10 protein-coding genes and 1 pseudogene are annotated in these 13285 nt (G+C 68.9%); 5 read left to right on the forward strand and 6 right to left on the reverse strand.

Annotation, left to right across the window (positions count from 1 at the left end):
• The first annotated feature begins 19 nt into the window (after nt 1-19).
• Nucleotides 20-1636, forward strand: a complete 1617-nt coding sequence (locus tag MJQ72_RS06395; RefSeq protein WP_240598203.1) for an AMP-binding protein — start codon at nt 20-22, stop codon at nt 1634-1636.
• A 107-nt stretch (nt 1637-1743) separates the two neighbouring features.
• On the opposite strand, the pseudogene MJQ72_RS06400 reads toward MJQ72_RS06395, so the two are convergent.
• A pseudogene (locus MJQ72_RS06400) lies at nt 1744-3812 on the reverse strand (AMP-binding protein).
• Nucleotides 3813-4068: 256 nt separating this feature from the next.
• Here MJQ72_RS06400 and MJQ72_RS06405 point away from each other — a divergent pair.
• The gene (locus MJQ72_RS06405; protein WP_240598204.1) at nt 4069-4794 is read left to right on the forward strand and encodes a flavin reductase family protein; all 726 of its coding nucleotides are present in this window, start codon (nt 4069-4071) and stop codon (nt 4792-4794) included.
• Here MJQ72_RS06405 and MJQ72_RS06410 read toward each other — a convergent pair.
• A complete protein-coding gene (locus MJQ72_RS06410; RefSeq protein ID WP_240598205.1) occupies nt 4725-7280 on the reverse strand; it encodes a P-loop NTPase fold protein in 2556 nt (851 codons plus the stop codon). The two genes, MJQ72_RS06405 and MJQ72_RS06410, sit on opposite strands and share 70 nt — an antisense overlap.
• 106 nt (nt 7281-7386) lie before the next feature.
• Here MJQ72_RS06410 and MJQ72_RS06415 point away from each other — a divergent pair, with 106 nt between their 5' ends.
• Nucleotides 7387-8637: an MFS transporter gene (locus MJQ72_RS06415; protein ID WP_240598206.1), complete on the forward strand. Its 1251-nt coding sequence runs from the start codon at nt 7387-7389 to the stop codon at nt 8635-8637.
• Here MJQ72_RS06415 and folE read toward each other — a convergent pair.
• On the reverse strand, nt 8627-9223 hold the full coding sequence (folE, locus tag MJQ72_RS06420; RefSeq protein WP_240598207.1) for a GTP cyclohydrolase I FolE: 597 nt from the start codon (nt 9221-9223) through the stop codon (nt 8627-8629). The genes MJQ72_RS06415 and folE overlap by 11 nt on opposite strands.
• Nucleotides 9224-9359: 136 nt before the next feature.
• On the opposite strand from folE, the gene MJQ72_RS06425 reads away from it, so the two are divergent.
• Nucleotides 9360-10076 carry a metalloregulator ArsR/SmtB family transcription factor gene (locus MJQ72_RS06425; RefSeq protein WP_240601266.1) on the forward strand — a complete coding sequence of 239 codons (717 nt, stop codon included), beginning with the start codon at nt 9360-9362 and terminating at the stop codon, nt 10074-10076.
• 5 nt (nt 10077-10081) lie between these two features.
• Here the strand turns inward: MJQ72_RS06425 and MJQ72_RS06430 are convergent, their stop codons facing one another.
• Together MJQ72_RS06430 and MJQ72_RS06435 are read right to left on the reverse strand one after the other, a co-directional pair.
• Nucleotides 10082-10534: a carboxymuconolactone decarboxylase family protein gene (locus MJQ72_RS06430; protein ID WP_240598208.1), complete on the reverse strand. Its 453-nt coding sequence runs from the start codon at nt 10532-10534 to the stop codon at nt 10082-10084.
• A gap of 67 nt (nt 10535-10601) precedes the next feature.
• Nucleotides 10602-11297, reverse strand: coding sequence for an SDR family NAD(P)-dependent oxidoreductase (locus MJQ72_RS06435; RefSeq protein ID WP_240598209.1), 696 nt, complete (start codon nt 11295-11297; stop codon nt 10602-10604).
• Nucleotides 11298-11370: 73 nt separating this feature from the next.
• Here MJQ72_RS06435 and MJQ72_RS06440 point away from each other — a divergent pair, with 73 nt between their 5' ends.
• Complete coding sequence (locus MJQ72_RS06440; RefSeq protein WP_240598210.1) at nt 11371-11955, forward strand: TetR/AcrR family transcriptional regulator; 585 nt, start codon at nt 11371-11373, stop codon at nt 11953-11955.
• On the opposite strand, the gene MJQ72_RS06445 is transcribed toward MJQ72_RS06440, so the two are convergent.
• Nucleotides 11952-13280 (reverse strand): cytochrome P450, encoded by a 1329-nt coding sequence (locus tag MJQ72_RS06445; protein ID WP_240598211.1) that lies wholly within the window; start codon nt 13278-13280, stop codon nt 11952-11954. The two genes, MJQ72_RS06440 and MJQ72_RS06445, sit on opposite strands and share 4 nt — an antisense overlap.
• Nucleotides 13281-13285: the final 5 nt, after the last annotated feature.

Below are 13285 nucleotides of genomic sequence, written 5' to 3' on the forward strand. Positions count from 1 at the left end.
CAACGTCCCGGGAGAAACGATGACCGAAGCTCACGTCCGGCGGTTGCTCGAGATCTACGATGACGAGCGGGCCGGCGCGGCCGCGCTGTTGTGCGACCGGCATCCGGCGGAGGCGGTCGCGTTCACCGTGGTCGAGGCGGATCTGACCAGCGTGGACCTCACCTACGGCGAGCTGCGTGAACGATCGGAACGGTTTGCCGGGGCGCTGCTCGGCCTCGGGGTCGGACCGGGGGACCGGGTGGCGACGCTGATGGGCAAATCGGCGGAGCTGGTCGTGGCGCTGCTCGCGATCTGGCGGCTGGGCGCGGTGCACGTCCCGCTGTTCACCGCGTTCGCGCCGCCCGCCATCGCGCTGCGCATCACCGGCAACGGCACGAAGGTCGTCATCGCCGACGCCGGTCAGCGCTCGAAGCTGACGCCGTCCGCCGATCTGCCCGCCGACCCGTCGCGACGGATCGTGGTGGTCGGCGACGGCGAGGACGGCGACCTGTCGTTCCGCGACATGCTGGCCGATGCCGTGCCGCTGCCGGGAGCCGCGGAGACCGGCGGGTCCGGGGTTCTGGTCGAGCTGTTCACCTCCGGGACCACGGGCACGCCCAAGGCCGTCCCGATTCCCCTTCGCGCGCTCGCGGGTTTCCAGGCGTACCAAGACTTCGCGCTCGACGTCCGCGCCGACGACGTGTTCTGGAACGCCGCCGACCCCGGCTGGGCCTACGGCCTGTACTACGCGATCATGACGCCGATGGCGACCGGCAGGCGGAGCCTGTTGCTGCACGCGGGTTTCTCGGCCGAACTGACCTGGGCGGTGCTGGAGAAGTTCGGCGTCACCAACTTCGCCGCCGCGCCGACGGTGTACCGCGCGCTCCGGAACTCGGCCGCCCCGGTGCCGGACGGTCTCCGGCTGCGGCACTGTTCGTCGGCGGGTGAACCGCTGACCCCGGACGTCCTGGAGTGGGCGTCGTCGAAGCTCGGCGTCGGCGTTTACGACCACTATGGACAGACGGAACTCGGCATGGTGGTCGGCAACGCGTGGCATCCGGACCTCCGCTCGGAGGTCAAACCCGGTTCGATGGGGCGGGTCCTGCCGGGCTTCGCCGTCGAGGTCCTCCGTGAAGACGCCGACGTGGTGGCCGAGCCGGGAGAACGTGGCCGCGTCGCCGTGGATCTCTCGGCGAGCCCGCTGGTGTGGTTCCGGGGCTACCGCGACGCACCCGAGCGCACCGCCGCCCGGTTCAGTCCCGACGGCCGCTGGTACTACACCGGCGACGTGGCCGCCAAGGACGCCTCCGGTTACCTGACCTTCGCGTCGCGGGACGACGACGTCATCCTGATGGCGGGCTACCGAATCGGCCCGTTCGACGTGGAAAGCGTTCTGCAGCAGCATTCCGCGGTGGCCGAATGCGCCGTGATCGGTGTCCCGGACGAGCTGCGCGGCGAGGTGGTGGTGGCGTACGTGGTCGCGCGAGACGGTGTTTCCGCCGATGCCGCACTGGTTTCCGAACTGCAGCAACTGGTGAAGACCCGGTTCGCCGCGCACGCCTACCCGCGCGAGGTGCTTTTCGTGCCGGAGCTGCCCAAGACACCCAGCGGGAAGATCCAGCGATTCCTCCTGCGGAAACGGCATTCGAGCGCGTAACTCGCGTGATCGGAGACGTAACTCGCGTGATGGGAGACGCAACACGCCGTGCCTTACGGCTCCAAGCACGCGAGTTACGCCTTCAAGCACGCGAGTTCCGGCTCTGGTCACTGACCGATCGGCCAGGTCTCGTCCCTCAGCAACCGCTTGAGCACCTTCCCGGTCGCGTTCCGGGGCAGCTCCTCGACGAAGTACACGTCCCGCGGAACCGCGAAGCGGGCCAGTCGGTGGTGGATGTAGGCGCGGACGTCGTCCGCGCTCATCCGCGCACCGCGTTTCGGGACGATGTACGCCGCGAACCGTTGCCCGAACTCGCGATCCGGTACGCCGATCACGGCGGCTTCGTGGACGCCGGGCAGGGCGACGATGGCCTCCTCGACCGGGCGCGGGGACACGTTCTCCCCACCGGACACGATCATCTCGTCCGCCCGGCCGGTGACGAAGAGACGGCCGGAGGCGTCCTGGTAACCGACGTCGCCGGTCGCCATCAGGTTCTCCGCGCGGGGCACGCTGGCGCCGTCGGTGTAGCCCTCGAACAGCATGTCGTTGCCGACGAAGATCTGACCCTCCCAGCCCGGCGGGACCCGGTTGTGGTCGTCGTCGAGGATGGCGACACGGGTGCCGGGCGGGCAGCGGCCGGCGGTCGTCGGCGCGGCCCGCAAATCCTCCGGTGTCGCGATGCTGGCCCACGAAACCTCTGTGGAGCCGTAGAAGTTGTAGAGCACGTCGCCGAAGGTGTCCATGAACTCGGTGACTATCGTGCCCGGCAGCGCGGATCCGCTGCTGGCGACGATCCGCAGCGAAGTGAGGTCGTAGCGGCTGCGGATCCGTTCGGGCAGGTCGAGAATGCGCTGCAACATGATGGGGACGGCGAACAGCACGCCGCACCGGTGCTCGGCGATGGTCCGCAGGATCTCTTCGGCGTCGAAACGGCGGATCAGCGACAGGGAAGCCCGCACGGCCATCCCGATCTGCATCCCGGCGAGCCCCCAGCTGTGGAACAGCGGCGCGGCCACGACGAAGCGGTCTCCGGAGTGGAGCGGAATGCGATCGAGCATGGCGGCCGACGTCGACAGTCCTTTCGGCGTCGGACGGCGTGCGCCTTTCGGGGTTCCCGTGGTGCCCGAGGTGAGGACGACGAGCCTGCCGATCCGGTCCACCGGTTTGAGTTTGGTGGCGGGCACCCCGGCGATCAGCTGATCGATCGTCGGGTAGCCGTTCTCGGTCTCCGGCCAGGTGGACAACCGCAGGAAATCGCCGGGGATGTCGGCGATGATCCGCGAGAACTCGTCGTCGGCGAGCACCGCGACCGGTTTGTGCAGCCCGATCACGTCCGCGACCGCGCCGGCGGACAGGCCGGTGTTGAGCAGGATCGCGTCCACGCCGAGTTTGCTGCACGCGATCAGCGACTCGACCATCGCGGCGTGATTGCGGCACAGCAAGGCGATCCGGTCACGGGCGCGCACGCCGCGGGCGGCCAGCGCGTTCGCGAGCTGATTGCTGCGGTCGGCCGTCTGCTTGAACGTCCGGACGTTGCGTTCGTCGTGCAGCGCGACTTCTTCGGGTACGCGCGCGGCGTTGGCCGAGTAGCCGCCTGCGACCGTGGCGCCCCATTGCGAAAGCGACGTGAGCTGCCGCGCGATCTTGTCCGGTCGCGCGGCGGCGAGCACGCCCGCCTTGATCAGCGTGCTCGCCGTGTGCAGCGTGGTGGCCTTGGTGTGCGCCGGTTCGTCCTGCGGTGACGCCGCCCGGCCCGAGAGGTGCAGATCGATCCGCCTGGTCGCGGCGCGGACGGTGCGTTTGAAGGAGGCGGCGGATACGAGAGAGGAGTGCGGCGCCGGAAGCATCAGCTGCGCGAGGAGTTCCGTGCCGCCGCCGGGAGCCTGCCGAAGCTCGACGGAGACCCAGATTCCGTCGTTCTCGACGCCGCACCACACGACGTGCTCGCCCGGCCGCCAGACCCGGGCCTCGATGTCGCCGACGACGAGCGTTCCCGGCCGCGGTTCCAGCCGGACAAGGCATTTCGGGCCGCGCCCGCGCTCGGCGGGGCGCTGGATCTCGCACCAGCTGATCTCCGCGACGAACCTCGAGTAGGACTCGGGATCGCCGATCACTTCCCAAACCTGGCCGGGGGATGCCCGAGAATCGAGCTCGCCTGGACCACATCGTCTCGCATGCGATTCGCCTCACCACGCGCGTTCGGGTGTTGACCGGGCCGCTGCCGGCGCCTCCTTCGTCGTTCAAGTCCGGCGAACCTACCAGCAATCGGCCGAACGCAATACTCCGAACGACCGCGGGTTCGCGTCCGCCCAAGGGAACCGTCTCGGAAAAGGGTAAGTGTTCGGGCGGCGGGACGCCGTCCGCCGACGGTGTTGATCGCGAAGTCCGATTCTCGCCAGCCTCCCGTGCGCGAGGCGGCGAAGCTGACGAACGTGACAGTTTCCACGACGGCGGCCGAGGCCGCGCACACCCGTATCGAGCCCGGAATCCTCTACTTCGGCACCCCGGTGGTGCTGCTCTCGACGGTCGACCAAGCGGGCACGCCGAACCTGGCTCCGATGTCGTCGGCGTTCTGGCTCGGCTGGCGGGGCATGCTCGGGCTGGGCGCGAAGTCCAAGACGGCGCAAAATCTCATGCGCAACCGTGAATGTGTTCTGAATCTCCCTTCCGACGCGCTGGCGGCCGCCGTCGACAGGCTGGCGTTGACCACCGGATCGGATCCGGTCCCGTCCCGCAAGTACGAACGCGGCTACCGGCACGAACCGGACAAGTTCACCCGCGCCGGGCTCACCCCGGTCGAATCGGAAACGGTCCGGCCGCCCCGCGTCGCGGAATGCCCGGTGACGATGGAGGCCGTCGTCGAGGCCGTTCACCCCCTCGCCGAGGACGATCCGAAACAACGCGGCGGCGTGCTCGTGTTCGAAGTGCGCGTACAGCGCGTCCACGTCCACGACGACATCCGGATGCCGGGCACCGAAGACCGGATCGACCCCGACCGGTGGCGGCCGCTGATCATGAGCTTCCAGAAGCTCTACGGTCTCGGCTCGCAGGTCCATCCGTCGACGCTGGCGAAAATCCCGGAGCGGCTCTACCGGGGGCCCGATATCGAGCGGTCGCGGGCGAACGAGAACCGGTTCACCAACGGCAGCCAGCGCTGATAGGACGCGGCCAGCCGCGGCCACGAGTCGCCGGACAGGCCGCGTTCGAGCTTCGGCCGCAGTTCGTGGTCGTTCATCGACGACACGATTTCAAGGGCGGTGTCTTCGGGGCCCGTCGCCTCGAGATCGTCGAACCATCGGATGGCGTCCGGATGCCCGACGTGGACCGCGAGCAGCACCAGCACCGCGCGGAACGGTGCCTCACGGTCGCCGTCGGCGAGGAAGCCGGCCAGTTCCTCTCCGGAGAAACGCGCTCGTAGCAGGCGATACAGATTCAGGAGTCGCTTCGCGGCCCGTGGGGACCTGATGAACGGGGCCAGCGTCGGCAGGAAATCCAGTTCCACCGGCGAGATCACCAGACGAGGAGGGCGGACGTCTATTGTGGACCGTTCGGACGACGGTGCCGGTTCTTCCGAGGGAAGCGGGAGAGCCGCCTCCACCGGAGCGCGGCCGCCGGTGGCCTGATCCTTCCCGGCGGGTACGGGCGCCGGGATGGAATCCTGGATCTCGGTTTCGGCGAGCCCGCGCACGAGCCCCGCGAACCCTGGATCGTCCATGGGGGACAACGTGAACGGCACCTGGAAGATCTTTTCCAGGTAGTTCTCGGCGAAGGTCTCCGGGTCGTCGCCGAGCATCTCCTCGTAGTGCTGCTCGACGGCCTTCTTGAGCCACCGGGAGTCGACCCCCACCACGACGACGAACACCGGCAGGGCCAGCAGGAGATGGATGGCTTCGAGGACCTGGACGACGACCTTGGGCGGGCAGCGGTCGAGGTCGTCGATGTAGAGCACGGTCCGCTCGATCTTGCCGGAACCGTGCGGCACCTCGGCGAGCATCGTCGCGAACGTTTCGAGATCCTTGCGCAGCAAGGAGACCACGCCCAGATGCTCGACGTAGTCCGAGACCCGGGATTCGGCGAACGACACGAGGTCCAGCCCCGGCGCGAGTTCGGCGACCGCCTTTTCGAGCCGGTCGGATTCCGCGTCCAGTTCGGCCAGGCGCCGCTCGGTCTCTTCGTCCTCTTCGGACGGACCGCCGAGTTTGCCGAGCGCCTGGTGGATCCGGCCGGCGCTGGCGCGCATCCGCAGGACGACGGTCAGCGCGGAGCTCACCACCGTGAGCCCGCCGAGCAGTCCGGAGACCTGTGACCGGCCGACGAGCAACGTGACGACCAGGACCGTCACCAGCCCGCCGATCAGGACCAGCAGCGGAACCGGATCCTGCCGCAGCCGTCGCCAGAATTCGGCGACGTCGGAACGCAGTCCGCCGGTTTCCCTGGCCAGCCGTTCGAGGTCTTCGGCGGTCGGCCGGTCGACACCGATCCTGGAGCCGATCCACGCCTTGTCCGCGTCGGTGAGGCTGTCGAAGACGGCGCGGACGTACTCGCGCGGCTTCCGCCGCCGGTTCGCCTGCTTCTGCCGCGCCGTCAACGTCCTGCGTTCGAGCCGGACCGCGCTGAGCCTGCCGAGCAGGGTCTTCTCGGTCTTGCGGCGCTCCGCGAGCAGGTCGGCCTGGCGCTGTAGGTCGTTCTCGGCGCCGCTCGCGGCGAGGTTGTCGAAGATATGCGTGGCGAGGCTGGCGAGAAGGTTCGCTTCGCTGTAATGCCAGGCGTTGAAGCTGATCTGGCGGACGCTCGAACAATAGGAGGACACCGACTTCCCGTGCGCACCCGCCCCGGTCTCGGCCGCCCGCGCGGAATCGGCGAGTGCGCGGACGCGCAGCCGCATCTGCCGCATGAAGAAACTCTTGCCCGAACCCCAGCTGCCGAACAGGCCGATCGACAGGGGAGGGGTGATCATCCGGGAGACCACCAGATCGGCGAGCATGCGCACGTCGGCGCCGATGCCGAGGCGGTCGACGCCGTCCTCGGTGTCGGGCCGGTAATCGGCGACGTGAGCGGCGAACGGGTCGGAGGGCTCGATGGGTTTCGGCGGCTGCGTTTCCGCGGAAAGTCCGGCGAGCTGCCCGGCCATCCGCAGCGGTGCGGCTTCGGGGAACATCTGATCGGCGACGAGGCGCTCGCCGCCGGAAAGGTCCGCGGCGAGTCTCACGATGGTCGGGCGAAGAGGATCGAGGACTCCTCGCAGCCTCGGATTCTCGTACCGGTCTTCCCGGATGACTCCCAGGGCCCGGCGAGCGGTGTGCCGTCCGAGCCAGGCCGTCAACGGGCGCGAGAGATCGATGAAGTTCTCGTCCAGCTCGCCGTCCAGCCAGACGACGGCGGTGGCCGCGCCCTTCTGGCGAGCGAGGTCGGTGCTCAACGGTTTGAGGATCAGTTCGTAGTCCGGGTACGACGCCAGCAACGCCTCGTAGGCGGTCCGACGGACTCCCGAGTTGTGCTCGTAGACGATCAGGGTGAACGGCGCCGCCGACAGCGCGGCCCGGACATCCTGATCGGCATCCCGCGGCAGGTACGGGCGCAGATCCCCGCCGATCGGCGAGTTCTTCAGCAGAATGGCCGGATCGACGTCGCGCACCAGCACCATCCGTGCTCCCTCCCAAGGACGAACGGAAGGGCAGTCTAGAGGGGCGAATACTCAGCTGTGAGTGAAACCCCGCATCCGCTGGGTCACCGCTCGCTACGTTGATCTCATGACTGGGGAGCGGCTCGACGGCAGGTACGCGAAGCTCTGGGCGGCGAGTACGACGTCCGCGCTGGGCAGTGGTCTCGCGACGGTGGCGGCACCGCTGCTGATCGCTTCCCGCACCGACGAACCGCTCGTGGTCTCGGGCGGTTTCGCGGTGGCGTGGCTGCCTTGGCTGCTCTTCTCACTGCCGGGCGGGGTGCTCGTCGACCGGGTGGACCGGCGGAAGCTGATGATCATCCTGGATTGGATCCGCGTCCCCGCCGTCGCGCTGCTGGCCGTCGCGATCACGGCGGGAAACGTCGACATCGCCTTGTTGTACGCGGTCCTCTTCGTGATCAACGCGAGCGAGGTCGTATTCCGGACGGCGAGCGGGGCGATGTTGCCCGCGATCGTCCCGAAGTCCTTGCTGGAGCGGGCGAACGGGCGGCTGTACGCCGGGACGACGCTGGCCCACGGCATGCTTTCCGGCCCGCTGAGCGGTTTCCTGTTCGGTGTCGCGGCGAGCATCCCGTTCTACGTCAACGCCGGCACGTACGCGGTCAGCGCACTGCTGCTCGGGCTCATCGCCGGTGCCTATCGATCGCGACCCGGCGACGATCCCGGCGAGCCCGTCGTGCGGCGCTCGATACGGGCGGAGGCGGCCGAGGGATTCCGGTGGCTGGCCGGTCAGCGCCTGCTGCGGACCATGGTCGGGCTGATCGGCATGCTGAACCTGACGCTCGTCGCGGCCACCTCCGTGCTGGTGTTGCTGGCGAAGGAGCGGCTCCAGCTGGGGTCCGTCGGCTACGGCCTGCTGTTCACCTGCATGGCGGTGGGCGGGCTGCTCGGCTCGGTCACCGGAGACCGGCTGATCAGGTGGTGCACGCCGACGTGGACCTTGCGGATCGGGCTGCTGATCGAGGCCGGGACCCATCTGGTGCTGGCGACGAGCACGAACGCGCCGGTGGTGGGGGTGACGCTGTTCCTGTTCGGGGTGCACGGCGCGCTGTGGGGCATCGTCGGCAGCTCCCTGCGTCAGCGGCTCACCCCGCCGGACATGCTCGGCAGGGTCGGCAGCACGAGCCTGTTCATCATCGCGGGCGGCAATTGCGTCGGCGCGTTGCTCGGCGGTGCGGTGGCGTCGAAGTTCGGGCTGACGACGCCGTACTGGGCCGGTTTCGTGGTGGCGGTGCTCGTTTCCGCGCTCACCTGGCGGGTGTTCGACCGCGCGATCGTCTCCGCGGCCTACGAGGACGAGCCCGCCGTCAGCCGTTGATGCCGGTGAGCGCGAAGAACTCCTGCCGGGAACGGGCGTCTTCGCGGAGCGTGCCGAGCAGGGTGGAGGTGACGGTGCTCGAACCGACGGCCTGGACGCCGCGCAACGTCATGCACGAGTGCTCGGCTTCGATCACCACGCCGACGCCGCGGGGTTCGAGCTGCTCCTCCAGCCAGTCGGCGACCTGCTTCGTCAGCCGCTCCTGGACCTGCGGACGACAGGCGAAGTGCTCGACGATCCTCGCCAGCTTGGAGAGGCCGAGGATGCGCTCGCCGGGCAGGTAACCCACGTGCGCGACGCCGACGAACGGCAGCAGGTGGTGTTCACAGACGGACCGGACCGGGATCCCCCTGGCGAGGACGAGTTCGTCGTAGCCCTCGTCGTTGGGGAACGTCGTCAGATCGAACGGCCGAGGGGTGAACAGCTCGGCGTACGCGCGCGCCATCCGGCCCGGCGTGCCGCGGAGACTCTCGGAGTCCAGTGGGATACCCAGCGCGGTGAGGAGATCGGCGGCCGCGGCTTCGGCGGCCGCCAGGTCCGGCCCCGGCCCGGTTTCGTGCACGACGCGCAAGGCGGGAGTGGACATTGGGCCTCCTAGGCTGGACGCGATCCCCAGTGGTTATTTAACCAAGACTTTTGGGTGTTTTGCCACCCGCGGGCTCATCGTACATGGTAGATCCGTGATCCAGGGTGTTCAGTCGGTTGAGATAGGCGATATCGTGGTGTACGTGACAGTGCCCGACCCGGACGGCCTCGACGCCCCCGCCATCGCCGCGGTGGCGGCTCTCGACGACGACCTTCGCCGGGGTATGTACGCCTACGCCCGGCGCGCGCGGCGCCCGGTCACGCGGGACGAGGCGGCGGCCGCGGTGGGGATCTCCCGCAAGCTCGCCGCCTTCCACCTCGACAAACTCGTGGATGCCGGGCTGCTCAGATTCGGTTTCGCGGCGGGCCCGGTGGTGAAGGTGGGGCGCAGGCCGAAGGTCTACGAACCCGTCGACGACACCATCCAGGTGCAGCTTCCGGCGCGGCGGCACGAGGTTCTCGCGGACATCCTCGCCGAGGCGGTGCTCGCCGAAGAGTCCGGTGAGACGGCGAGGGAAGCCGTGCGCCGGGTCGCGGGGGAGCGTGGCTTCGCGGCGGGCGAGGAGGAACGCGCGCGGACGCGGCCCGGCAGGCTCGGCGCGGAACGCGCACTCACCGTGGCCGAGGGGATGCTTCGCCGCTATGGCTTCGAACCGAGCCGGGACAGCAGGACCTGCGTCCGCCTGCGGAACTGCCCGTTCCACCCGCTGGCCGCGAAGGCCCCGGACCTGGTCTGCGGGATCAACCAGGCCTTCCTGGCCGGTTTCCTGAACGGCGTGCGCGCTGGGAACGTGGAAGCGGCCCTCGTTCCCGGCGTGGCCGAGTGCTGTGTGGAGCTACGGCAGGCCGAATAGCCCGATCAGGCGGCGCCGGCGATCTGCCGCGTCGCGACGTTGAGCCGGTTCCAGGTGTTGATGGCGGCGATGGACAGGACCAGGCTGGAGAGCTGCTTTTCGTCGTAGTGGCGAGCGGCCTCGTTCCAGACCGCGTCGTCGACCGGGTCGGCCCGGTCCGCGATCCGGGTGACGGCCTCGGCCAGCGCGAGCGCCGCGCGTTCGGCGTCGGTGTAGTAGGCCGTGTCACGCCACGCCGCCACGGTGAAGATCCGTTCGTCGGACTCGCCGGCCTTGCGCATTTCCTTGGTGTGCATCTCCAGGCAGCCGCTGCATCCGTTGATCTGGCTCGCACGGACGTGCATGAGGTAGTGCGTGGTCTTCGGGACACCGGTGTCGCCGGTCGACTCCGCCAGCGCGATCAGGGCCTTCAAAGTGGCCGGGTTCGCGATCGCGGGGTTGGGGATCCGGGTTTCCATGATGTTCTCCTCCAGGGTTTCCGTTTTGCTTTCACCGCACTGACGGATCCCGGAGCGGAGATGTGACCTACCAGGGCACGATTTCGCCGTGGAGATCGAGGAACTGCAGACCGGACGCGCCCGCCTGCGCTTCGAGGACGTCGACGACGGCCGGCATGCTCTCCTCGGCGGTGAGAGGAGCGCCGGGACCGCCGAGCGGTGTCCGGTTGTGGCCGGGGTGGATGAGGAGCTTGGTGTGCCCGTCGTCGGCGTACCGGGTGGAGTAGCTGCGCATCAACTGGTTGAGCGCGGCCTTGCTGGCCTTGTAGGCCTCGAATCCCGGCCTCGTGTTCAGCGAGATGCTGCCCTGCCTGGACGACATGACCGCGACGGTGCCACCCGGTACGACCAGATCGCGAAGGGCTTCCAGCGCGCGGAGCGGGCGCAACGCGTTGGTGATCATCACTTCGGCGAAGGTCTCCGTCGAGACCTCGGTGATCGGGAGATTCCCGCGGTCGATCGCGGCGTTGACGAAGAGCAGGTCGAGTTCGGTGCCGTCGAGCCGGTCGCGCAGGGCGGCGAGCTGATCGTCGCTGGTCATCTCCAGTGACTCGACCCGCAGTCGCCCGTCCGAGGCGTCGGCCTTCGCTTGGAGATCGCCTCCGCTCCGGCGCGTCGTGGCGACGACCTGCCAGTCGCGCCGGGTGAGCTCCTCGGCCAGGACCAGTCCCAGGCCGCGCGAGGCGCCGAGGACGAGAGCCTGGCGTTCGGTTGTTCGAGACATGAAAACTCCTTGATGAAGGGATTTTGTCTAGACGCTACGTCTCGTCTCGACAATAGCCCGGTATAGTGACCGCATGCCAGTCGTGAATTCGCGGCCCCGCAGGGCGCGCTCCGGCAACCAGCGCGACGAGGCGGCCCGCCTTGCCGTGCTCCATGCCGCGGACGACCTGCTCGTCGAGCACGGCTTCGCGCGGTTGACCATCGAGGCGATCGCGCGGCAGGCGGGAGTCGCCAAGCAGACGATCTACCGATGGTGGCCCTCGAAGGTCGAGATCCTGCTCGACACACTCGTCGAGGACAGCGAAAAGCGCTTCCCGGTCCCGGCGGACAAGCCGGCCGATCTCCGCGGCTACTTCCGTGGCTACGCGCGATTCGTCACCCGTGACCCGGCGGGGAAGGTCCTGCTCGCGCTCATCGCCGAAGCGCAGCACAGTCCCGAAACGGCCAAGAGCCTGCACGAACGCTATCTCGGCCCGCGCCGGGAACGGGAACGCGACCTCCTCGCGCGCGGGATCGAGGCAGGCGAGTTGTCGACCACGCTGGACCTCGACGCGGCGCTCGACGCCGTCGTCGGCCCGATCGTCTACCGGGCGCTCACGGGAGCGAGCGTTCCCCGCGCCCTGGTGGACGCCCTTTTCGACGGGCTGCTCAAGCCTTAGGCCGGCACCGACGCGCGATCGCGGAGCGAGACCTCCAGCTTGAAGCCCTCCGGTTTGAGGGTCAGCAGCTCCTGCACCTTCAGCCGATAGGACGGGTCGCTCCGCAGGTCGTACCGGCTCAGCAGCATGCCGAGCACCAGCGTCGCCTCGTGCAGGGCGAACTGCCGTCCGATGCAGGCACGTTCGCCGGTGCCGAAGGGTTTGTAGACGTGCGCGGGCCGGGCGCGGTTGCGTTCGGGGGAGAAGCGGTCCGGGTCGAACGACTCGGGATCGTCTCCCCAGACGGGATCGCGGTGCAGCGCCGGGATGAGGACCAGGGCCCACTGTCCCTTCCGCATCGCGTACTCGCCGCCGCCGACGACGGTGTCCACCTGGGCTTGGCGCGCGAACGCGGGCGCCGTCGGCCAGAGGCGGAGTGCTTCGTCGAGCACTCGCCGGACGTAGCGGAGCTTCGCGACCTCCTCGTACGACGGATCCGGGTTCTCGCCCCAGACCTTGTCCACTTCGGACTGCGCGCGGGCCAGGACGTCCGGGTTGCGGGCGAGGTAGTACAGGGCGAACGACAGCGCGCCCGACGTGGTTTCGTGCCCCGCCACCAGGAAGGTGATGATCTGGTGGCGGATGTTGTCCTCGTCCAGCGCCGCGCCGGTGCTCGGCTGTGTCGTGTTCAGCATGAGCCCGAGCAGGTCTTCGGTGCTCGGATCGTTCCGGCGTGCCTCGATGACGTCGGCGACGACGGAGTGCAGGAACGCGAGGTCGGCTTCGTTGCGCTGGTTCGCCTTGCGGCTGAGGAGCGGGCCGATGACCGGTGGCTGGATCGCCATGCGCTGCGCGTGCCGCAGCGTGCGGACCATCGCGGCGACGAACGGATGCGGTTCGGCGCGTTCGAACGACGAGAAGCTGTACCCGAAGCCCGTCCGGCCGATGGTCTCCAGCGTCAGCTTGGTCATGTCGTCCGCGACGTCGACCTCGCCGCCCCTGTCCCACGTGTCCAGCAGTTCGCGGGTGATCGCCAGCATCGTGGGGTGGTAGCGCTGCATGGCGTTGCGGCTGAACGCGGGCGCGAGGATCTCGTGCGCGCGCCGCCAGTTCGGCTCTTCGTTGTGTGCGGTGAACAGCCCGTCGCCGCCGAGCGGGCGGAGATTCGAGATCGCGGGGGTGACGTGCTTCGCGAACCGCTTCTCGTCGGAAAGGTCGGCGACCATCGCGGCGCCGTGGACGAACACGATGCTCCGGCCGAACACCTTGCGCTCGAAGACGGGGCCCAGCTCGGCCGCGTGCCGCATCGAGTCCTGGACCGGCGTCTTCGGTGAAACGCCGAGCACGTCGC

The organism is Amycolatopsis sp. EV170708-02-1 (assembly GCF_022479115.1).
Taxonomy (GTDB): domain Bacteria; phylum Actinomycetota; class Actinomycetes; order Mycobacteriales; family Pseudonocardiaceae; genus Amycolatopsis.

Coding starts and splice junctions, on each gene's coding strand:
- MJQ72_RS06395 (WP_240598203.1), top strand. CDS start 20: ATGACCGAAGCTCACGTCCGGCGGTTGCTCGAGATCTACGATGACGAG.
- MJQ72_RS06410 (WP_240598205.1), bottom strand. CDS start 7,280: ATGGTGCTGGTGCGCGACGTCGATCCGGCCATTCTGCTGAAGAACTCG.
- MJQ72_RS06415 (WP_240598206.1), top strand. CDS start 7,387: ATGACTGGGGAGCGGCTCGACGGCAGGTACGCGAAGCTCTGGGCGGCG.
- folE (WP_240598207.1), bottom strand. CDS start 9,223: ATGTCCACTCCCGCCTTGCGCGTCGTGCACGAAACCGGGCCGGGGCCG.
- MJQ72_RS06430 (WP_240598208.1), bottom strand. CDS start 10,534: ATGGAAACCCGGATCCCCAACCCCGCGATCGCGAACCCGGCCACTTTG.
- MJQ72_RS06435 (WP_240598209.1), bottom strand. CDS start 11,297: ATGTCTCGAACAACCGAACGCCAGGCTCTCGTCCTCGGCGCCTCGCGC.
- MJQ72_RS06440 (WP_240598210.1), top strand. CDS start 11,371: ATGCCAGTCGTGAATTCGCGGCCCCGCAGGGCGCGCTCCGGCAACCAG.